The organism is Novosphingobium sp. HNCC26BN242, assembly GCF_057180525.1.
This window is the reverse complement of the sequence record NZ_JBXUGM010000001.1, coordinates 1291874-1312700: the sequence shown is the minus strand read 5'-3', so window position 1 is coordinate 1312700 and position 20827 is coordinate 1291874. Positions and strand designations below refer to the sequence as shown.

The following is a 20827-nucleotide window of genomic DNA, read 5'->3' as shown; positions in this document are numbered from 1 at the left end:
CCAGAGGCTTTGTCGCCTTTGGTAACCGGTGTCATTATTTATTGCCCTCAAGCCGCTGCTCTGTCAATAACCATGACATTGGGAGAGTCGAAGATGCACAAGTACCTGCAAAAAGCCTGCATTTCCGCCATTGCCATTACCCTTGTGAATGGTACCGCACATGCGGAACCCCATCCTGCTGATCCGACCAAGGGCGGTGCAGGCGGGCGAATCATCCGTGTGACGACGCTGGCAAAGTCTGGCCCGGGGTCACTGACAGAAGCGCTTGCCGCCAAGGGACCGCGTACCGTGGTGTTCGAAGTGGGCGGGGTGATTGATCTTGGCCGAGATTCAATAGCGATTACAGAACCTTATCTGACAGTGGCAGGCCAAACTGCGCCTTCACCCGGCATCACGCTGATCAAGGGCGGGATCGATCTGAAGACGCACGATGTGGTGCTTTCGCATTTGCGCGTGATGACGGGAGCCGATGGGCAGGCCAAGCTTTCAGGCTGGGAAGCCGATGCCTTTTCCGGCGTTGCGGCGCACAATGTGGTGGTGGAACATTGCAGCTTTCTGTGGGGGGTGGATGAAAACATGTCGGCCTCCGGCCCGCGCTTTACCGGCAATACCTTGGCGGAATGGCGCGCCGGGACCAGCCATGATGTGGTGTTCCGCGATAACATCGCCGCAGAAGGCCTTGCCAATTCGAGCCACCCCAAGGGCGAACATTCCAAAGGCTCACTCATCCACGATAATGCAACTAATATAACGTTTTACCGCAATGTCTGGGCGCACAACGTGGAACGCGCGCCACTGGTGAAGGGCGGGGCGCAGGTAACCATGATCAACAATGTGATCTACAATCCCGGCCACCGCGCGGTGCATTACAACCTGATGAATCTGGAATGGCAGGGCTACCCTTATGTGACCGGTGAGATCACCGCAGTGGGCAATGTAATGCGCGGTGGGAATGATACCGATCCGGGTATGCCGTTTTTGATGCTCGGCGGCGACGGGGATCTCAAGTATTTCGGCAAGGACAACCGCGCGGTGGATCGGCACGGCAATCCGCTGCCGCAATTCGGCCGCTATGGCGAAACGGAGGCAAAGCTGATCACGGCCAAGGTGCCGATGGCCGACCTATCGCGCTACACTGTGCTGCCATCGGGCGAAGTCGAGACCTCGGTTCTGCAAACCGTGGGTGCGAGGCCTTGGGACCGCGCCCCCGATGATATCCGCGTGCTGTTTTTCGTGGCGGAGGGGCGCGGCGACATTATCGACGATGAAAGCGAAGTGGGTGGCTATCCGAAGCCGGTGCCGACCCACGCGCCGTTCAATGATGCGGACTGGCACCTTGATACGATGACCCCCAAGTCAGGGCGCTATCCGGGCCAGAAAGCCGGCGCGCAGGAAAAACTCTCAACTCGCGATGCTGCGATGCGCGCGCAATGAGCGTGTTGTTGGCCATGTTGATGTCGGCAGCGCCGCCGATGGCGGTGATCAATGAGGCCGATACCGTGCGGCGCGAGCCGCCGCCGCACGGTGCCATCGGCATGAGCACAGCATGGCGCATCAGCGATTTTGCGCCGCAACCGCGCCGCATGGAATTCCGCCGCCGCACACTCGATGTGGGAGCCGCCATTGGCGAACACCCGATTGCGCATGACGAGGTTTATTATGTCCTGGAGGGTGAGGGTGAGGTCGTTTCCGACGGGAAGCGTGCTGTGCTGACCAAGGGCATGACCGCCTACCTGTATGAAGGCGCGTTCGTTGGCATATGGCAGACGGGCGACGCGCCGCTGGCGCTGATCATCAGCTACCCGGTTGAACGTAAGGCGCAATAGACCACAGTTCGCGCTCCCAACCGCGCGGGTCGTTCACCGTCTCTACCTGACCGTCGCCCACTACCAGCGTGGCGCGGTCGGGCAGGGTATAGGGCACCCAAGCGGCAAGGCCCGGCAGGCCCGTTTTGGCAAGGCCTGTGAAGGCTTGCATCAGCAACCTGCTGGTGGCTTGCGCACCGCTATCGGTGCCGCTCATGCTCCCCGGCCCATCGAGCGTGCCGAACACATAGGGAATATCATCGGTGTGCGCCGCACCGCGCATGGGATCGAGCGGGGAGCGGCGGTCGAGTTGATAAACCCATGTCGCCGTCGCTCCCGCCTTGGCGCGCTCGTCGGCCTCGATCACCTGTCCCGGCCATGATCGGCCCGCCGTGGTGGCCGAATAGAACACCTGTTGCGCCGTCCAGTCTGGATAATGCGCGCGATATTGCGAAACGACCCAAGTGACATCGAGGTCTATCTTGATTTCCGGCGCGATACGCGTCGCAAGATTGTCCCAATCCAGCCCTTGCAGCTTTGGTCCGCGTGGATCGATGAAGGCGCGTGTTTCATCGCGCGTGTTGCCAAGGATCATCGGGATCTGCCGCGATTGCGGCGCGGCATCGGGCCAGAATGGGTGGCGCGGCAGGTTGGTCATGTCGAGAACTGGCCCGAAATAGAGCGAACCGCCGATCACGGGGTCGGTGGCGGCGAGGCCTTCCACCAATTGCTGTACCGGTATCGTGCGCAGCATTTCTACATCGCTGGCTTGCAGTTTCAGCGCGGCAAACAGCGTCTGCGTGCGTTTCCAGGCGTTGCCAGGGCCACTGGCGACGACCTGTTGCCCGCTCATCGTGGCGGCGCTGTGGAACAGCCCCTTGGCGGCGGGCATTGCCATCAGCGTGGCAATCTTGGCTCCGCCACCTGATTGGCCGAACACCATCACGCGCGCCGGATCGCCGCCGAATTCGGCGATATGTGTCCGCACCCATTTGAGCGCGAGGATCAGATCGAGCTGCCCCAGATTGCCGCTGTCGGCAAAGCGTGGGCCGAAGGGTTTGAGCCAAGCATAGCCCAGCGCGTTGAGCCGGTGGTTGACGGTCACCACCACGACATCGCCCTGCGCCGCCAGCTTTCCGCCGTGCGTCAAAGGATCGGTAACGGTGCCATTGGCATAGGCCCCGCCGTGGAAATAGACCATGACCGCGCGGCGCGCATTATGGTTCGCGTCGGGCGTCCAGACGTTGAGGAACAGGCAGTCTTCGCTTTGCGGCACGTCAGGATTGCCGCGTTGCGGGGCGATGGCTGCGCAGGCCTGTGCCTTTATCGGCGAGCCATTCAGCGGCTCGGCCACCGCGCGTTCGAACCGTGCAGCGCGGGCATACCGGATTCCCTTGAAGGCCAAAACGCCCTCCTCGCGCAGACCGGTGAAACGCGCAACTTGGGGATCGCGCGTCTTTGCCAGAACCGGTCCAGCCACAAACGCTGCACCTGCACCAAGCAGGCCACGCCGCGTCAGATCAACGGCGGACATCGCCGCCTTGCGCTGAAAATGTGGCCAATTCATCCGCGCCGATCAGGCAGAAATCACCCGGAAGCGAATGCTTGAGCGCGGCCAGCGCCAGCCCGCATTCCGCCATAGCCTGCGCATCGCCGCCGCAAAGAAGCTGGTGCAGCACGCCTGCAGCATAGGCGTCACCCGTGCCGATGCGGTCGACAATGCCGGTAATGTCAATCTCGGCGGTCTGGTGCTTTGCGGTGCGGGTATCAACGCGCGCGGCAAGGCGGTGATGATCGCTTGACACCACGTGGCGCGCGGTCGATGCTACCAGTTCTAGGTTCGGGAAGGCGGCAAATGCTGCATCCACCGCCTCGCGCCGCCGCTCTGCACCATCGCCGGAGAACGTCGTGCCCAGCAGCAGCGAAATGTCGCGGTGGTTGCCGATCAGCACGCTGGCCGCGCTGACCAGTTCGTTCAGCACAGAGCGTGGATCGCTGTCCCAGCTTTCCCACAATTGTGCGCGGTAATTGCCATCAATGCAGATCGGCACATCTGCCGCTTGCGCAGCAGCCACTGCTGCCCGGGCCAGCGCCACGCCGTTTGGTCCCAAAGCGGGCGTGATGCCCGACAGGTTTAGCATAGCCGCGCCTTCCAGCGCGCCTGCCAGATCGAACGCCGCTGCATCGGCAAGAGCAAAGGCCGATCCTGCCCGGTCATAAGTGATCGATGAAGGCCGCAGCCCCGCGCCCGGCTCCATGAAATAGAGCCCCATGCGCCCAGAGCTGCGTACCACGAACCGGGTATTCACACCTGCCGCGCCAAGCTCGGCGCGCGCCTTTTCACCCAGCGGCGTATCGGGCAGCAGCGTCACCATCCGCGCTTCGTGCCCCAGCGCGGCCAACGCTGCGGCGACGTTGGCCTCCGCCCCGCCCACGACCATGTCGAGGCTTTGTGCCTGCACCATCAGCCTGGCGCCGGGCGGCGAAAGCCGCAGCAGCATCTCGCCAAAGCAGACGACGTGCCCAGACAAAGGCCCACGCATCAGCGGGCCAGCCACCCGCCGTCCACGGCCAGCACATGCCCCTGCACATAGTCCGCAGCGCTGCTGGCCAGGAACACCGCGGCCCCGCCAATGTCCGATGGCGCGCCCCAGCGGCCTTCGGGAATGCGCTCCATGATCTGGCGGTTGCGCGTTTCATCGCCCTGCAACGCGGCCGTGTTGTTTGTGGTGATATAGCCGGGCGCGATGGCGTTCACGTTCACGCCCTTGGCCGCCCATTCGCAGGCGAGCAGCTTGGTCAGGCCAGCAACGCCGCTCTTGCTGGCGGTGTAGCTGGGCACACGGATGCCACCCTGAAAGCTGAGCATCGAGGCGATGTTGATGATCTTGCCGCGCTGCCCGGTGGCTTCGCAGTGGGCGATCATGTGGCGACCGGCGGCTTGCGAAAGGAAGAACACCGATTTGAGGTTGGTGTCGATCACAGCGTCCCAGTCTTCCTCGGTAAACTCCACCGCATCGGCCCGGCGGATGATCCCGGCATTGTTGACGAGGATATCCAGCCCGCCGAGCGTTTCCTTCACATAATCGACCACGGTCTGGACCGGCGCGATGGTGGAAAGATCAGCGCCTACCAGTTCGCACTTGCGGCCCAGCGCGCGCACCATGGCTGCGGTTTCTTCAGCCGGGGTGCGGCCCACAGCGGCGATATCCGCGCCTGCCTCGGCCAAGGCCACGGCAATGCCTTGCCCGATGCCGGTGTTCGCGCCGGTGACGACCGCGACGCGGCCCGAAAGATCAAAGTTGCTCATGCCCTATCCTCTCCCCGCTGCCTGTTTGTCAGGCAGTCAGACCGCGCAGATAGTCGGCAATCGCCGCATCCTTGCAGTTGGGATAGAACAGCTCGGCAAACTTTTCGCCCGCAATGGCGGCTTTCAGCAGGTCCTGATCAACGGTCTTGAGCACGGACAGCATATCGTGGCAGGCCGCTGCCTTCAGGTCCTTCAGGATGCCGCGATTGGTGGCCATGATTGCGGCGCGTTCACGCGGGTAGCCAAGGCCGCGTTCGCCATCGAACAGCTTGGCATAGCAATCCTGGAGGTTCAGCTCTGCCGCCCAGCCAAAACCTTTGGCATAAGGCATGGAAATGGCGTTGCCATCGTTGATCTGGCCAAACAGGAAGGCGTCGGTCGGATCGATCACCAGCCCGCAGAACACGCCGGGCATGGCATTGGCCGCCAGCATCGATCCCATGCCGGTGCCGCAGCCGGTCACTACAAAGTCAGCCGCGCCCGAATTGAGCAGGATGCCCGTCAGCACGCCGTTCATCACATAGGTGAGCGAAGCTTTGTCGTCAGCCGCATACATTCCGTAGTGGTGGACTTCATGGCCCAGCGGCGTGGCCACGGCGGTCAGCGCGTCGTGGACAATGCTGCTCTTGGCGGCCTGGCTGTTTTCAATGATGAGCGCGATCTTCATGGGGGATTCCTCTCGCTCCGGCATCCGGCGCCGGTAGCCTGTTCGTTTCAAAGTTGATTGCTAGGTAACCGGTGTCATAAATTCGTGCAAGCCGGATTTTGGCGTTTGCGCAAAAGCGCTTCAGGCGGATGCTACAGAAGCGCGTTCGATCAGGTCGGAAAGGAAGTGCGATGGTTGCCGCCGGGCTTCTGCCGGATCGATCAGTTTGATCGCGGCTGATCTGGCCATGTCCTGAATCGGCCACCGCACCGTGGTGAGCGGAGGCCAGATGTGTGCGGCGATGGCGGTATCGTCAAAGCCCACGATTGACAGGTCTTCGGGCACCGAAAGCCCCTGCTTGCGCACGGCATGAAGCACGCCTGCGGCCATTTCATCGTTGCTGGCAAAGATGGCGGTGGGGCGGGGCGATGCGGCCAGCAGCTTATCCCCCGCAGCAATGCCGGTTTCGAAGGTGTAATTGCCCTCGGCCATGATCGCCGCGTCGATGGCCAGGCCCGCCGTTTCCAGCGCATCGCGATAGCCCAGCGCGCGTTCGGCGGCAGAGCGGAAGCCTTCTGGCCCCGCCACAAATCCGATTCGCCGATGCCCGCGCCCAATCAGATAGGCTACCGCCTTGGCCACGGCCTCGCGGTCGTTCGATGCGACCATGTGCTGGTCCTCATCCAGCTTGACCGAACCCATCCGCACCCAGGCCACGCCCAGTTCCTCGCACAGATCTGCCAGCGCATCGTTTTCGGAAATCGGCGGCAGCAGCAGCACGCCATAAAGCCGCTGCTGTTCAAGGAAGCTGCGCACATCTTCCAGCATATCGGGCGAGCGGCGGTTTACCGGGCGCACCACCAGCGCGAACTCGGTGTTGCTGATGGCCGAAAGAATGCCTTCCTGCACCCCCAGCACCATCTGTGCGTTCGGGTTGTCGTGGATCAGCCCGATCAGGAAGTTGCGCCGCAGCGCCAGCGCGCGCGCCTGCGGGTTGGGCACATAGCCAAGGTCAGCAATCACCGCCTCAACCTTTTCGCGCGTGGCTTCGTTCAGCAGGGGTGAACGGTTGATCACGCGGCTGACAGTCTTTTTGGATACGCCGGCGATGCGCGCAACATCGTTGATCGTCGGTTTGCCGTCCTTTGCCTTTTTCACGCCCGTCCCCGATCGATCCTGTTGGGCTGCCGATGGCTTACACCGGTGTCATCAACATTTCCGTCCTAGCCTTATCGCCCCGATCTTTGCAATGGCAGCGCATTCATCGGCAATTGACACCGGTTACCTAAGCGCTATCGATGGCGGCACACCTCACAGGAGAGTCGCTTGTCCATGCCGGACGCCCTGATCCTCGATGTTCTGCCCGAGGCGCTGCAAATCCATGCCGCAGATGGCGTGGCCGTGGCCCTGCGCGATCTTGCGGCGGGAGCGGTTGTGCGGGTGAATGGCACGAACGTCATCTTGAACGCGGCGGTTGCACGCGGGCACAAGTTTGCGCTTGTCCCGCATGAACCGGGCGTGTCGGTGATGAAGTATGGCCTGCCCATCGGCTGCACTACGCAAGCGATTGCGGTGGGGGACCATGTTCATGTCCACAATCTGGCCACGGCGCTGGTAGGAGAGGTGGCCTATGCGCCGCCTGCCACCAAAGCCAAAGCGCCTGTCCAGTGCGCCTCAGATGCCGCAATGATGTGGCAGGGCTATCTCCGCGGCGATGGCCGCGCTGCCACGCGCAACGAGATCTGGATTCTGCCCACGGTCGGCTGCGTCGGTTTGACGTCAGAACAAGTCGCCCGCGCCGCAGAAGTTCGCCACGCTACACTGATTGCACAAGGGCGGATCGATGGCATCCACGCCTTTGCGCACCCGCACGGCTGTTCGCAACTGGGCGATGATCTTGGCGGCACGCGCGCGTTGCTGGCGGGCCTTGCCGCCAATCCCAATGCGGCGGGGGTATTGCTGTTGGGGCTGGGCTGCGAATCGAACCAGTTGGCCGACCTGATGGATGCCATTCCCGCTGAACTGCATGGCAAAGTTCGGACGCTTTCTTCACAAGGCGCGGGCGATGAACTGGCAGAGGCGGCGGTGCTGGTCGACCAATTGGTGGAGCAAGCAGCGCAGGCGCAGCGTGAAGCCCTGCCGCTTTCCGCCCTGACAGTGGGCCTCAAATGCGGCGGATCGGATGGCTTTTCCGGCCTCACCGCCAATCCCCTGCTGGGCCGCTTTGCCGATGTGTTGGCAGCAGCGGGCGGGACTCCGGTTCTGACCGAAATTCCTGAGATATTTGGTGCTGAACAAGCGTTGCTGGACCGCGCCGTGGACCCACAGACGTTCAATACCGCAGCTGCGCTGGTGAACGGGTTCAAGCGGTACTATCTTGATCAGGGGCTTCCCGTTTCGGAAAATCCCTCGCCCGGAAATATCGCGGGCGGCATTACCACGCTGGAGGAAAAGTCCGCAGGTGCCGTGCAAAAGGCTGGCGGCGCACCGTTGTGCAGCGTGGTGGCCTATGGCGATCAAGCGCGCGTGCCCGGTCTTGCCCTGCTTGAAGCGCCGGGCAATGATGCGGTGTCCTCAACCGCGCTGACCGCCGCGGGGGCCACGCTGGTGCTTTTCACCACCGGTCGCGGCACGCCGCTTGGCTTTCCGGCGCCAACCGTGAAAATTGCATCGAATCGCACGCTGGCGCAGGCCAAACCGCACTGGATCGATTTCGATGCTTCGCGCGTGCTTGATGAAGGTGTTGAGGCTGCGGATGCGGCCTTTCTCGCCACGCTGCTTGCTATCGCCAGCGGGCAGAAAACCGCCGCTGAACGCGGTGGGCAGCGCGCCATCGCCATCTGGAAAAGGGGCGTAACGCTCTAATTGAAACGGCTGCCAAAGCGCAGCCACTTGCGAATGACACCGGTTTCCTATACGCAGCCGGACGAATGAAGGACCAAGGGATGGGGATCGAATTGAACAAGAGCGCGGATCATGTCGCGAAGGCCTTTGTGGGTGCCCGCCACGCTGCGCGCGCGCTGCCGGTCTACCCCGGCGTTGCCCCGCGCAATCTGGCTGCGGCCTATACCGTGCAGGACCGCGCCATTGCCATTGACGCCCGCATGGTGGCCGGATGGAAGGTTGGCCGGATCAATGCTCCGCTTGACAGCCAGTATGGCGCAAACCGCCTTGCCGGGCCGATCTTTGCCGATAGCATCATCGATGCGGTAGCAGATGAATCCCCGCCGATGCCGGTGTTTGCCGGTGGTTTCGCGGCGGCAGAGGCTGAACTGCTGCTTCATGTAGCGCCAGGATTTAGTGGCGCGGTGCCCACCGATGATGCCGGAACCATCGCCATTGTGGATGACGTGCGGCTCGGCATTGAAATTGCCAGCTCACCCTATCCCGGTATCAATACCGATGGCCCGCTGGTGACTGTGTCTGATTTCGGGAACAATGCAGGGCTGGTGCGCGGTGCGCGGCTCGAAGGCTGGCAGACGCTCGACTTGTGCGCCATCATGGTGCGCAGCAAGATTGATGACGTGGAAGTGGGTGCAGCAACCGCCGCTACCATGCTTGATGGTCCATATGGCGCAGTGCGGTTCCTGCTGGCCAACCTGATTGCGCGCGGCTTTGATGTGTCGGACGGCCTGTGGGTATCGTCCGGCGCGATTACAGGCGTGCATGAAATTGCGGTGGGCCAATCCTTCCGCGCCATATTCGAAGGTTGCGGCGATCTGCGCTGCAGCGTGGTCGCTGCGGCCCCGCGTTAAGAGCGAAGGGCAGACCGGGCAAAGCCGGGTGCCCGTATGGGAGAGTTCTGATGGTCCAAGGTTCCGCCCCCGCGCTTGATGCCGCCGCCGCCAAGGCGGGCCGCTATCGTTGGGTGATCGTGGCGCTGCTCTTTGCGGCAACGGCGGTCAATTACATCGACCGGCAGATGATCGGCGTGTTGAAGCCTACGCTGGTGGCTGAATTCGGGTGGAGCGAGACGGACTTTGCCTACATCGTGTTCTGGTTTCAGGCCGCTTATGCCATCGGCTACATCGGCTTTGGCCGCATCGTTGATGTTGTCGGCGCAAGGCTGGGCTATACCGTTGCCATCATCATATGGACCGCAGGGCACATGGCACATGGTTTTGCCAGCGGCCTGATGAGCTTCGCTGCTGCACGCTTTGGCCTCGGGCTGGGCGAAAGCGGCAATTTCCCCGCAGGCATTCGCGCGGTCACAGACTGGTTCCCACAGCGTGAACGCGCATATGCCATCGGATTGTTCAATGCCGGCGCAAACGTGGGCGCAATCATCACCCCGCTGCTGGTGCCGGTGCTGGTCCTGTGGTTCGGGTGGCGCGCGGCATTCTTCGTCACCGGCATCTTTGGCGTGCTGTGGCTGGTGGCGTGGTGGCTGATCTATCGCCATCCTTCGGAACACCCGAAGGTATCGCCCGCCGAACTGGCGTGGATTCAGCAGGACCCGGCTGATCCGGTGGAAGCTATTGGGTGGAACCGCCTGCTGACCGTGCGGGAGACCTGGGCCTATGCGCTGGGCAAGTTCCTGATCGATCCGGTGTGGTGGTTCTTCCTGTTCTGGCTGCCCGGCTATCTTTTCGAACGCTATGACATGGACCTCAAGACTTTCGGCCTGCCGCTGGCGGCGATTTACCTGATTTCCGATGGCGGTTCGATCTTTGGCGGATGGATGTCGTCGCGGCTGATAAAGGCTGGGCGCACGCCCAACTTTGCGCGCAAGATCACGATGTTGCTTTGTGCCTTTGCGGTCCTGCCGATCTGGTTTGCGCAAAGCATCGACAGTGTATGGGGCGCTGTGCTGATCATTGGCCTTGCCACCGCCGCGCATCAGGCATTTTCGGCCAATCTTTACACTTTGCCATCGGATATGTTCCCGCGTGGTGCGGTGGGTTCTGTCGTGGGGATCGGCGGCACACTGGGCGCGCTGGGTGGCATGGGCATGGCGCTGTTCACGGGATATATTCTGGACACCACCGGCAGCTATGAAATCCTGTTCGGGATCTGTGCCGGAGCCTATTTCGCCGCGCTTGGTGTGGTGCATCTGCTGGCGCCCAGACTGGCTCCTGCGAAAGTTTGACCGGGGCTTTCCAAGCGTTTTTCTGAACTGCACCAAGATGCACCTAACTGCGTTCAAGCGGCACCAAATCTACCATAAAGGGCCGCGCGTGACACTTTACCCCCGGGCAAAGTGTCACAGAGGACAAATGTTGGATTTCGGGTGATGACGGGCACGGAAGGGATTCACAGGAATCCTGTTATGTGCTTTGTTGAATCACGAAATGTTCCAAGCAGCGATCCTCCCCGGTTCATCCGCTCCCTCTGCTAGTGCTTCTGGCTCCGGCTCTCCCAGCCCGGTGTCATCGCTGCTGGATTGCCTTGCGCAGGCCAGCACCCGCCCGCGCTATGCCTTCATGGTGCTCAGCCTGATTGCCGAAGTGTCCGATGCCCGGGGAGAGGCGGGGCCGTTTGTGCGCCGGGGTGGGCGTGAAATGACCTTGCGCGATTTCCTGTGCGACAGTCTGGCCCCGATGGGCGGGCGTGATCCGCGCCGTATTGCTCTGGCAGAGCGGGTGAAATCGGATCTGATCCTTGAAGATCGCATGCCAACAGACCCTGCTGCTGCTGCCGCGCTGGTGGAGGATGAAGTGCGTGAGCGGGTGCGGGCATCGGGCAAAACCAATCTCAGCCGCGCTGTGTCCGAGCTGGTGGCTGCAGGACTTTTACGCCGGTATTACAAAGGTTTCGCGGTGGATCACGAAAACCGGGGCGGGCAACGCCACGCGGTTTATGTGTTGCAGGGTATCGCACGCTGCCTGTTATCGCACCGCATGGCCGCCCCTGCGCCATCCCGAAAATCCCCCGTTCAGGGCGAACTTCGCTTCGTCTGATTGCTTCGTGCTTGGAACTTCGGCCTAAGTTTGGCATTCAGGCGGGGATGAGCCCGTATATTCAATGACATCAGCCCAATGGCTTTCGCTGGCCACGCTTGCCGGAATGATGATCTTGTTCCTGTGGGGACGGTTCCGGTATGATGTAACGGCGGTGATGGCGCTGCTAGGCGCGGTTGCGCTTGGCGTCGTGTCGCCCAAAGCCGCATTTTCCGGCTTTTCGGACGATATCGTCATCATCGTCGGGTCCGCGCTGGTGCTTTCGGCGGCGGTGCAGCGTTCGGGCATGATCGAAGGGCTGCTGCAATCGCTGGCGCAGCGGATAAAGCGGCCACAGACGCAGATGCTGGTCATGTCGGCCGCCGTGGGCGTGGCTTCGGGCTTTATCAAAAACGTGGGCGCGCTGGCCATGCTGATGCCGGGCGCTGTGCAGATGGCGCGCAAGAACGGATCGTCCCCCTCGCTCTATCTGATGCCGATGGCCTTTGCTTCGCTGCTGGGTGGCCTGACGACGCTGATCGGCACATCGCCCAACATCATCGTCAGCCGCGTGCGCGAGGAGATGACAGGCGAACCGTTCAGAATGTTCGACTATCTGCCCACCGGCGCAGCGCTGCTGGCCGTTGGGCTTGTGTTTTTAAGCGTGGGCTGGCGGCTGCTGCCGACCAACCGCAATGCCGCGCAAGGCATGGACGAGGCGATCAACATATCGTCCTATGTGATCGAGGCGAAAGTGACCACCGGCTCACCCGTGGCCGGATTGACCGTCGCTGCGTTTCGGGAGCGGCATGACAGCGAAATCGAGGTCACCGGTCTGGTCCGCGGCGATATGCGCGGGGCGGTTGATCCGGGCATCCACATCGAAGAAGGCGATGTGCTGATCGTTAGCGGAGAGCCGAACACGCTTGAGCGGGTGGTGGGTGCTGATCGCCTGATCCTGGCAGGTGGTGACAAGGACGATCAGGGTAAGGCCGATAGCCTTGGCGTGATCGAAGCCGTGATCCATGCAGAATCGGCGTTAATCGGCCGCACGGCAAGGCGGTTGCAGATGCGTGATCGGCTGGGCATTAACCTGATCGCTATCTCGCGAGAAGGGGCGACAATCGCCAGCAAGCCGGGCAATACCGTGCTGCAGGCAGGCGACGTGATCGTGCTTCAAGGGCCGCTCAATACCATGCCCGCGCGCCTATCAGAAATGGGCGCGCTGCCACTGGCACAGCGCAAGATCGGGCTGGGTTCACGCAAATCACGCTGGTTGCCGCTGGTCATTCTGGCCGCAGCAATGGTGGCTGCCGGCAGTGGCGTTGTGCCTGCTGCCATGGCGTTTTTCGCCGCTGCTAGCCTGACCGTGATCACCGGTGCCCTACCTGCGGACGAAGCCTACAAGGCCATCGAGTGGCCGATCCTGATCATGCTGGCCGCGCTGATCCCGGTCAGCGAATCGTTGCAGACGACCGGCGCTTCTGACGTGATTGCACGTTTGCTGGCCGATCTGGCGATGCAGCTGCCCGCATGGGGCGCAGTGGCGCTGATTCTGGTTGCGGCAATGGCGGTCACGCCGTTCCTGAACAATGCCGCCACGGTGCTGGTGATGGCGCCGATTGCGGCAGTCTTTGCCGAACAGCTGCACTATCGCCCCGAAGCCTTCCTGATTGCCACAGCAATCGGCGCTGGCTGCGATTTCCTGACCCCCATCGGCCATCAGTGCAACACGCTGGTGCTGGGGCCGGGGGGCTATCGCTTTGGTGATTACGCAAGGCTGGGCGCGCCATTATCACTGCTGGTGGTGCTGATCGGCACGCCGCTGATCCTGTGGTCGTGGCCGCTTTAGAATTCATCCGCCCTTGCCGAACCTGTCGGTGCCGAATGGCGTATTGTGATGCCCGGTGCAGCGTTGAATGTCTGCCCGTCGATTGTGATGGAGCATGGTTCATGGGTTTGAGGATTGCGGGTGTATTGTGGGTGGTGCTAGCTCTGGCGGGCAGTCCGTCGCTGGCGCAGACATCTGAAATGGCGGCTGCGGCAAAACCTGCGCCGCTGCTGGTGCCGGCCGATTTCAAGGTGCCGACGCTGGTGGAAGGGCCGGGTTTCAAGCTGGTTCCGCTGGGGCCGGATTTGGTCAAGATCGATTTTGACGCCTACATGTCGTCAATCGAACATCTGCAGAAAACCTTTTCGCGCAGCACGAGCTGGCCTCATCCCGGCATTTCCGATGCCGATGCAATGAAGGACATGGAAGGCGAACATGCGCGGTTTAAGGCGCGCAAGTCGTTTGCCTATGGGGTGCTGACGCCTGATGGCAAACGCGAACGCGGAAGCGTCTATGTCTCGCCCAGCCGCGTGCCGGGCTACGATGCGATGGTCAGGATGTGGGTGACCAAGGCGGATTACGACGCAGGCTTCGATGCGCAGCTTTACGCCTGGGTGCAGGCATGGGTGGCCAAGGAATGGCCCTTTGCGCGCGTTGCCTATCCGGGCCGCGCGATTGCGTGGGACGATTGGGATGCGCAAATGAAGGCGGCCAAGGGGGGGTGACGCCGCTCAGCCGTTCAACTGTCTGACGGTATCTCGCTTTAATGCGTTGCCCACCCCCACCCCCTCCCGCAAGCGGGAGGGGGGCGAGCTTTATCGGGCAATGAGCCTTATTTGATCTGTGCCCGCATCCGCGCGGCGCGCTTGGCCGGATCGGGGTGGGTTTGCAGCAGCGCGATGCCACCACCGCCGCCCAACGCCGCCAGCTTGTCCATCGCGGCAGGGCAGGCGGCCAGCGGATAGACTTTGGCCTTCATGAAACCGAGTGCATAGTCATCAGACGCAGTTTCGGCGGCCTGCGAATGCTGGGCGTTGACCACGTTCCTTATCAGCCCGCCAAGCTGCGAATTGGCAAGCCGGCCAACGCCGCTGCTGGCCGTGCTGGCCACGCTGAGCGCTGCGTCCTGCTGCAGGGCCATCTTCATGCGCTTTTGCCCGTGGCCAAGCTTCACGTGGCCGATTTCGTGCCCGATCACGCAACGCACTTCATCGTCGGTCATCTTGTCCATCAGCCCGGAATAGACCCGCACCGTACCATCGCCCATCGCAAAGGCATTCACATCCTTGGCAAGGTAGGCCTTGATATCAAGATTCAGCCCGTCATAACTGGTCAGGCCCTTGGTCAACTTGGCCAGCCGCACGGCATAGGGGTTCTTGGCAGGCGCAACGGTGTTTTGCTTGTCCAGTTCAACGGACATCTGCGAGAAATAAGCGACCATCTGCTGGTCTGAGACTGTGGCCGCTTGCACCACCTTTTTGGCCGAACCCAATATGCCGCCAAGCCCCTGCGCCTGAGCAGAAGCTGCCAGCATGACCGTGGCCAGCCCGGCAAGAGCCGCTCCAGCAGTGGTCAAAAGCGATGATGCACGCCGCGTTGAAGCGTGACGCCGTGATGTGATGGTCTTTTTCATGAGTATTCTCTCCTTGTGGGAAAGGTTAGCGACCGCTTTGCATCGCAGCAAGCCGAGGCGCGCCTTCGGCACAGGAATTGAATCTGATTCGGGGCGAATGCAGCAGGCCAGATGGCTTTCAGCTTCGCCCCAGTGCATCCCGCCCCAGTGCATCCCGCCACTGTGCCAGCCGTTCAACCGCTTGCGTCAGCATCGCCTCAGGTTTGCAGTGGCACAGCCGCGCAATGTGGGTTGGGGCATTTGCGCCTTCCCACAGTGCCGAAAGCGGGATGGAGGCGACGCCAGCTTCTTCAACAGCGCGCAGGGCAAAGGTCCGGTCATCCAGCGCAAAGCCCGATGCGGGCAGATCAACGCAGGTGAACCATGTGGCGGCGCTGGGCAGCAGGGCGAAGCCTTCGCGGGTCAGCGCCTTGATCAGGCCGTGGCGGCTCTCAACCCAGCGGGCGGTGCAGCCTTGCGCAATTTCCGGGTGATGCAGTGCTTCGGCCACGGCCGCTTGCAGCATCGGCGGCGTGGTGAAGGTCAGGAACTGGTGCGCGCGCCCTACCACGGCGGCGACATCGGGCGCGGCCACGATCCAGCCCACTTTCCAGCCCGTTGCGCCAAAGATCTTGCCAGCCGATCCGATTTTCAGCGCGCGCGCCGCCATACCGGGCTGGGCGAGAAGCGAGGCATGAGTCTGACCGTCAAACCGCACATTCTCCCAAACCTCGTCACAGATCGCGAACAGATCATGCTCTGTGCAAATGTCGGCCAGCATTGTCAGGTCTGCGGGCGATGCGACGGTGCCGGTGGGATTGAGCGGATCGTTAAGTACCAGCACACGGGTGCGCAGGGTGATCGCAGCCCTGATTGCCACCTGATCATAGGCCCAGTACGGCGGTTGCAGCGGCACGAACACCGGCACCCCGCCCGCGCGGCGCACCAGCGGGGCATAGGCATCATAGGCGGGTGCGAAGAGCAGCACTTCATCGCCCGGTTGCACAACGGCAAAGATCGCCGCAGCCACGGCCTCGGTCGCGCCGGAGGTAACGATCACGCTTTCCGGCGGCAGGTTGAGCCCTTGCGTGCGCGCATAGAAAGCGGAGACCGCGCGGCGCAATTCGGGCAACCCTGCCATCGGCGGATACTGGTGCGATTGTTCCGCGCTGGCACGCACCAATGCCTCCAGCAATTCAGGCGGCGGTGGACCATCGGGGAAACCCTGCCCCAGATTGATCGCACCGGTGGCGCGGGCAAGGCCGGACATCTCTTCGAAGATTGTCACCGGCATATCGGCGTATAGCGGGAGCAGGCGCGGTTGTGTCATCGCCGCCAAGCCTAGCCTCTGGCCGCGTATGGTTGCAATGCGTGTGATGGCAGCTACGCTGCCACCCGCAGAAGAGGAGTTGGCCGCGTGTCACAAGGGATTGTCCTGCATGGTTTCTGGCGGTCCACCGCCACCTGGCGCGTGCGCATTGCGCTGGCGCTGAAGGGGCTGGCCTGGGACACCGTGCCGCATGACCTGCGCAAGGGTGATCAGCGCGCCGAAGATTATCTGGCGCTCAATCCACAAGGCGTGGTGCCCACGCTGGTGGTGGATGGCGCGCCGTTGATGCAAAGCATGGCAATCTGCGAGTACCTTGACGAGGTCTATCCCGAACCGCCATTTCTGCCCGCAGGGCCGCTCGAACGCGCGCGGGTGCGGGCCTTTGCGCAAGTGGTGGCGTGTGAAATACACCCACTCCAGAATCTCAAAGTGCTCAAGATGGTCAAAGCACTGGGACAGGATCAGGCGGGCGTGGATCGGTGGGCGGCCGAGGTGATCGAACGTGGGCTTGAAGCCTGCGCCGCATTGATTGCCGCGCACGAAGGCCCTTATTGCTTTGGCGCGCAGGTGACGCTGGCCGATGTGCTGCTGGTGCCGCAACTCAGCAATGCGCGGCGGTTTGGTGCGCGCTTCGATTATGGGCGGATTGCAGAGGTGGAAGAGGCTTGCATGGCCTTGCCAGCCTTCGCCGATACCGCACCTGCCATGCAGCCCGAGGCGGATTAGCCGCGCCTACTGGCGATTTGTGCCCTGCGCGCTTAAAGGGGCGCACCATGAATACCAATCAGCCGATCACAGTAGCCGCGCTTTATCACTTTGCCATGGTGGATGACCCTGCGGTCCTGCGTGATGCGCTGGATGATCTATGCCGCGCGCAAGGGATCAAGGGCACACTGCTGGTGGCGCGCGAGGGGATAAACGGGACAATTGCGGGCCATGCGCAAGGTATTGCGCAAGTGACAGGCTTTATCCGCAGCCGGTTCGGCGATGGGGTGGAAATCAAATATTCGGGCGCGGCGGAAATGCCGTTCTACCGCATGAAAGTGCGGGTGAAGCGCGAAATCGTGACGATGGGCCAGCCGGACATCGATCCGCGCGCCAGCGTGGGGACCTATGTGGCTCCGCAGGATTGGAACGCGCTGATCGCCGATCCCGACACGATCGTGATCGACACGCGCAACGATTACGAGGTTGAAGTCGGCACGTTTGAACGCGCCATCGACCCGCGCACGCGCTCGTTCCGCGATTTTCCTGACTGGTTCCGGCGGGAGCGTGAGCGGCTGCTGGGAGAGGGCAAAGCGCCCAAAGTCGCCATGTTCTGTACAGGCGGCATTCGCTGCGAGAAATCCACCGCGTTTCTGAAATCCGAAGGGGTGGAAGAGGTCTATCACCTCAAGGGCGGCATCCTGAAGTATCTGGAAGAAGTGCCACCCGGCCAGAGCCTGTGGCATGGCGAATGCTTCGTGTTTGATGAGCGTGTGGCGGTGGGGCATGGCCTTGTGCCCGGCACCCACGTGCTGTGTCGCGCCTGTCGCTGCCCGGTAAGCGAAGAGGGTCGCGCATCGCCGCTTTATGAAGACGGCGTATCATGTGCGGCCTGTTATCACGAACGCACCGATGACCAGCGCGCCTCGGCGCGGGAGCGGGACCGGCAGGAGAAGCTGGCACGCGCGCGGGGCCTTGCGCATATCGGCGCGGTGCAAGGGGACGGTTAGACCCAAAATCCTCCACCCAACCCGCTCATGCTGAGCTTGTCGAAGCATGCTACATGACCTTGCGCCAAACACCCTTCGCCCTTCGACAAGCTCAGGGTGAGCGGGGTTTGTAGAACAAGCCTTAACTGTAAAACTCGCTTTCAATCCGCGCGAGCGTTTCGAAACCATCGCCGATGTGCGCGCGCATCGCGCGTTCAGCGCCATCGGCATCGCCTGCCACGATCAGCGCCAGCATGGCGCGATGATCGGCATTGGCGGTTTTCAGCCGCTCTTCGTCATAGAAGCTTTCGAACAGCAGGCGGTGGATCGGCACGTTAAGCCGCTGCAAGTGATCGGCGATCACTTTGTTGCCCGATCCATCCACGATCAGCCGGTGCCATTCATTGTTCAACCGGCCAAAGCGGTCGGGCGCACGGTCCTTTACGCATGCGTCAAGCTGGTCTTGCAGATCCTGCAACCGCGCGATCATGGCCGGATCGGCCCTTGCGGTGAAATCGTGCATGGCCATGCCCTCCAGCGCCATGCGTGCGCGGTAGATCTGGCGCACTTCATCCAGCGTTGACGAGCGCACCGATGCGCCGCGAAACTCCTCGATCTCCACCAGCCCTTCGCCTTCAAGGCGCTTTAACGCCTCGCGCACCTTGGACCGGCTCGCCCCGGTCTGGCGGATGATGTCCACCTCTACCAACCGCTGGCCCGGCACGAAGCGCCCGGTGCGGATGCGCTGGCGCACCCAATCGGCGATTTCAGGGCCGGTTGGCGCGCGCGGCGGTTCGAGGTTTCCCGTTTGCATGACATGCACCTATCGCGCAGCATCAACGATATTGTCAACAATATCATCAGCCATTTTTCAGTTGTAAGCGCTTGCCACTTCAACGATCACAGGATCAGCAACAAAGCGGACATCGAATCCGCGCAGGAGAGATGGCGTGATAAGGACTCCGATCCTGGCAGCGGTAATGGCGGCGGCTTGTATGACCGCTGCGCCTGTTGCCTTGCAGGCGCAAGCTGTGTCGGCCGCGCCCTATCCCGATGTTGTTCGCACCTCATCCTATGTCCCGGTGCGCGATGGCACACGGCTTGCAGTCAATGTTTATCGCCCGGCACGCGATGGCGCGGCGGAGACTGCGCCACTGCCGGTAATCTTTTCGTTCACCCCCTATCGCGCGCGCTTCAAGGACAAGGACGGCAAGGTTGAGGAGCTGGCCCTGAATGACCGGCTTGCCATGCGCAGCCTGATCCGCGCGGGCTATGTTGTGGCCACGGCCGACATTCGCGGCAAGGGCGCCTCGTTCGGGCACCGCCGCGGCTTTCAGGACCGGACCGAGGCGATGGACGGCCACGATCTGGTCGAATGGCTGGCCAATCAATCGTTTTCGACCGGCAAGGTGGGGATGATCGGCTGTTCTTATCTTGGCGGTTCCACCTTCCATACCGCGTCCACCGCCCCTCCATCGCTGAAGGCCGTGTTCATCGGCGCATCGGATCTCGACAAGTACGCCTTCGTGCGCCGGGGCGGGATACCGGCGCAGTTCAACACGCGGCCTGATGAGCCGCCCGAGGTTGATCTGGCCAGTGTGCCGGTGGACGCCGATGCCGATGGCTCTCTGCTGCGCGCAGCCGTGGCCGAACATGCCGCCAACACGCCTATGGCGGCGCTGTGGTATGGCATGCCCTATCGTGACAGCGTTTCGGCTTTTACCGGCAATGCCTTCTGGGAAGAGGTTGGCACCTACAACTATCTCGATGCCATTCGCCGCGCTGGAATTGCCACATACTTCTGGAGCAACTGGCAGGATGAACCAACCGCGCAATCGCTGCTGAGCGCGGCCAATTTCCCTGAAAGCCGCTTTCTGGCAGGTCCGGGCAGCCACTGCGTGCCCCCGCCGGGGTTCGATTTCACCGGCGAGATTACGCGGTATTTCGATCTGCATCTGAAAAGTGCTGGCGCTGGTCGCAATGGGGCAGGCAAGGTCCCACGCGCGACCTATTGGGTCGAGGGGTTAAATGGGAAGGGCGGCTATGTCTCGTCCGACACGCTGCCGGGTGAGAAGAGCACGCCGCAAGGCTGGTTCCTCAGCGGCGGCAAAAGCGGCACTGCGCATTCGGTCAACGATGGCACTTTGATGCTCAAGGTTGCGCGCGCAGGCGCGGACAGCTTTACCGTGCAATACGATCTGCCCGATCCTGAATACTTCGCGTTCTGGGCCAAGCCGATGGACGACAAGGGCCTGAGCTATACCACAGCGCCCTTGACCAAGCCTGCCAAGCTCATCGGCTTTCCGGTGGCACATCTGGCGGTTTCGGCCGACAAATCTGATGCCCACGTGTTCGTCTATCTCGATCAGGTGGATGCTACGGGCAAGGCGGAGGTCGTGGCCTTCGGGCGGCTTGCGCTGTCGCATCGCGTTGAGGGCCGCGCACCCTATGCGGCGATGGGCCTGCCATTCCACCCGGGGCGCAAGGCCGATGTCCTGCCTGTGGCTCCGGGGCAGGTGGTGCGCCTGAACATCGACATGACGCCGATCGCGCGCGTGGTTCCGGCGGGCGCGCGGCTGCGGCTGACGATTGCCGGTGCTGATCCGCGCCAGCGCAATTTGAAGGATATCGCGCAAAGTCCGGCTCCGGTCATCACGGTGCACCATGGCGGGGCCGATGCCTCACGCCTCGATCTGCCGCTGGCGCAATGATTACGAAGT

Annotated in this window: 19 protein-coding genes; 11 read left to right on the top strand and 8 right to left on the bottom strand. The window is 62.2% G+C overall.

The annotated features are described in order from the left end of the window. Nucleotides 1–93: 93 nt before the first annotated feature. Nucleotides 94–1434 (top strand): pectate lyase family protein, encoded by a 1341-nt coding sequence (locus AC2A1F_RS06160; protein ID WP_484207854.1) that lies wholly within the window; start codon nt 94–96, stop codon nt 1432–1434. Next, the gene (locus AC2A1F_RS06155) at nt 1431–1826 is read left to right on the top strand and encodes a cupin domain-containing protein (protein WP_484207853.1); all 396 of its coding nucleotides are present in this window, start codon (nt 1431–1433) and stop codon (nt 1824–1826) included. Before AC2A1F_RS06160 ends, AC2A1F_RS06155 begins: the two co-directional genes overlap by 4 nt. On the opposite strand, the gene AC2A1F_RS06150 is transcribed toward AC2A1F_RS06155, so the two are convergent. From AC2A1F_RS06150 to AC2A1F_RS06130, 5 genes are all read right to left on the bottom strand, one after another. After that, complete coding sequence (locus tag AC2A1F_RS06150; protein ID WP_484207852.1) at nt 1795–3339, bottom strand: carboxylesterase/lipase family protein; 1545 nt, start codon at nt 3337–3339, stop codon at nt 1795–1797. The two genes, AC2A1F_RS06155 and AC2A1F_RS06150, sit on opposite strands and share 32 nt — an antisense overlap. Continuing rightward, on the bottom strand, nt 3326–4348 hold the full coding sequence (locus tag AC2A1F_RS06145; RefSeq protein WP_484208181.1) for a sugar kinase: 1023 nt from the start codon (nt 4346–4348) through the stop codon (nt 3326–3328). The genes AC2A1F_RS06150 and AC2A1F_RS06145 overlap by 14 nt, the downstream gene beginning before the upstream one ends. After that, nucleotides 4348–5115, bottom strand: a complete 768-nt coding sequence (gene kduD / locus AC2A1F_RS06140; protein WP_484207851.1) for a 2-dehydro-3-deoxy-D-gluconate 5-dehydrogenase KduD — start codon at nt 5113–5115, stop codon at nt 4348–4350. Before kduD ends, AC2A1F_RS06145 begins: the two co-directional genes overlap by 1 nt. A gap of 28 nt (nt 5116–5143) precedes the next feature. Then, a complete protein-coding gene (locus tag AC2A1F_RS06135) occupies nt 5144–5782 on the bottom strand; it encodes an RpiB/LacA/LacB family sugar-phosphate isomerase (RefSeq protein WP_484207850.1) in 639 nt (212 codons plus the stop codon). Between the two features lie 120 nt (nt 5783–5902). Next, entirely contained in the window at nt 5903–6919 is a 1017-nt protein-coding gene (locus tag AC2A1F_RS06130; protein WP_484207849.1) for a LacI family DNA-binding transcriptional regulator, read from the bottom strand. A gap of 174 nt (nt 6920–7093) precedes the next feature. On the opposite strand from AC2A1F_RS06130, the gene AC2A1F_RS06125 reads away from it, so the two are divergent. The 6 genes from AC2A1F_RS06125 to AC2A1F_RS06100 all read left to right on the top strand — a co-directional run bounded on the left by AC2A1F_RS06125 (nt 7094) and on the right by AC2A1F_RS06100 (nt 14196). Then, a complete protein-coding gene (locus AC2A1F_RS06125; RefSeq protein WP_484207848.1) occupies nt 7094–8626 on the top strand; it encodes a UxaA family hydrolase in 1533 nt (510 codons plus the stop codon). Between the two features lie 80 nt (nt 8627–8706). Then, complete coding sequence (locus AC2A1F_RS06120; RefSeq protein WP_484207847.1) at nt 8707–9516, top strand: 2-keto-4-pentenoate hydratase; 810 nt, start codon at nt 8707–8709, stop codon at nt 9514–9516. A gap of 50 nt (nt 9517–9566) precedes the next feature. Further along, nucleotides 9567–10850, top strand: a complete 1284-nt coding sequence (locus AC2A1F_RS06115; protein ID WP_484207846.1) for an MFS transporter — start codon at nt 9567–9569, stop codon at nt 10848–10850. A 277-nt stretch (nt 10851–11127) separates the two neighbouring features. Further along, the gene (locus AC2A1F_RS06110; RefSeq protein ID WP_484207845.1) at nt 11128–11661 is read left to right on the top strand and encodes a hypothetical protein; all 534 of its coding nucleotides are present in this window, start codon (nt 11128–11130) and stop codon (nt 11659–11661) included. Nucleotides 11662–11725: 64 nt separating this feature from the next. Continuing rightward, on the top strand, nt 11726–13492 hold the full coding sequence (locus AC2A1F_RS06105; RefSeq protein ID WP_484207844.1) for an SLC13 family permease: 1767 nt from the start codon (nt 11726–11728) through the stop codon (nt 13490–13492). Between the two features lie 101 nt (nt 13493–13593). Continuing rightward, nucleotides 13594–14196: a twin-arginine translocation pathway signal protein gene (locus AC2A1F_RS06100; RefSeq protein ID WP_484207843.1), complete on the top strand. Its 603-nt coding sequence runs from the start codon at nt 13594–13596 to the stop codon at nt 14194–14196. Between the two features lie 107 nt (nt 14197–14303). On the opposite strand, the gene AC2A1F_RS06095 is transcribed toward AC2A1F_RS06100, so the two are convergent. Beyond that, nucleotides 14304–15104, bottom strand: coding sequence for a M48 family metalloprotease (locus AC2A1F_RS06095; protein WP_484207842.1), 801 nt, complete (start codon nt 15102–15104; stop codon nt 14304–14306). A gap of 118 nt (nt 15105–15222) precedes the next feature. Then, on the bottom strand, nt 15223–16413 hold the full coding sequence (locus tag AC2A1F_RS06090; RefSeq protein ID WP_484207841.1) for an aminotransferase: 1191 nt from the start codon (nt 16411–16413) through the stop codon (nt 15223–15225). Nucleotides 16414–16500: 87 nt separating this feature from the next. Here AC2A1F_RS06090 and maiA point away from each other — a divergent pair, with 87 nt between their 5' ends. Together maiA and trhO are read left to right on the top strand one after the other, a co-directional pair. Further along, nucleotides 16501–17139, top strand: a complete 639-nt coding sequence (gene maiA / locus AC2A1F_RS06085) for a maleylacetoacetate isomerase (protein WP_484207840.1) — start codon at nt 16501–16503, stop codon at nt 17137–17139. Between the two features lie 47 nt (nt 17140–17186). Next, entirely contained in the window at nt 17187–18128 is a 942-nt protein-coding gene (gene trhO / locus AC2A1F_RS06080) for an oxygen-dependent tRNA uridine(34) hydroxylase TrhO (protein ID WP_484207839.1), read from the top strand. A gap of 121 nt (nt 18129–18249) precedes the next feature. On the opposite strand, the gene AC2A1F_RS06075 is transcribed toward trhO, so the two are convergent. Beyond that, a complete protein-coding gene (locus tag AC2A1F_RS06075) occupies nt 18250–18921 on the bottom strand; it encodes a GntR family transcriptional regulator (protein WP_484207838.1) in 672 nt (223 codons plus the stop codon). A gap of 136 nt (nt 18922–19057) precedes the next feature. On the opposite strand from AC2A1F_RS06075, the gene AC2A1F_RS06070 reads away from it, so the two are divergent. Then, complete coding sequence (locus tag AC2A1F_RS06070) at nt 19058–20818, top strand: CocE/NonD family hydrolase (protein ID WP_484207837.1); 1761 nt, start codon at nt 19058–19060, stop codon at nt 20816–20818. Nucleotides 20819–20827 lie beyond the last annotated feature (9 nt).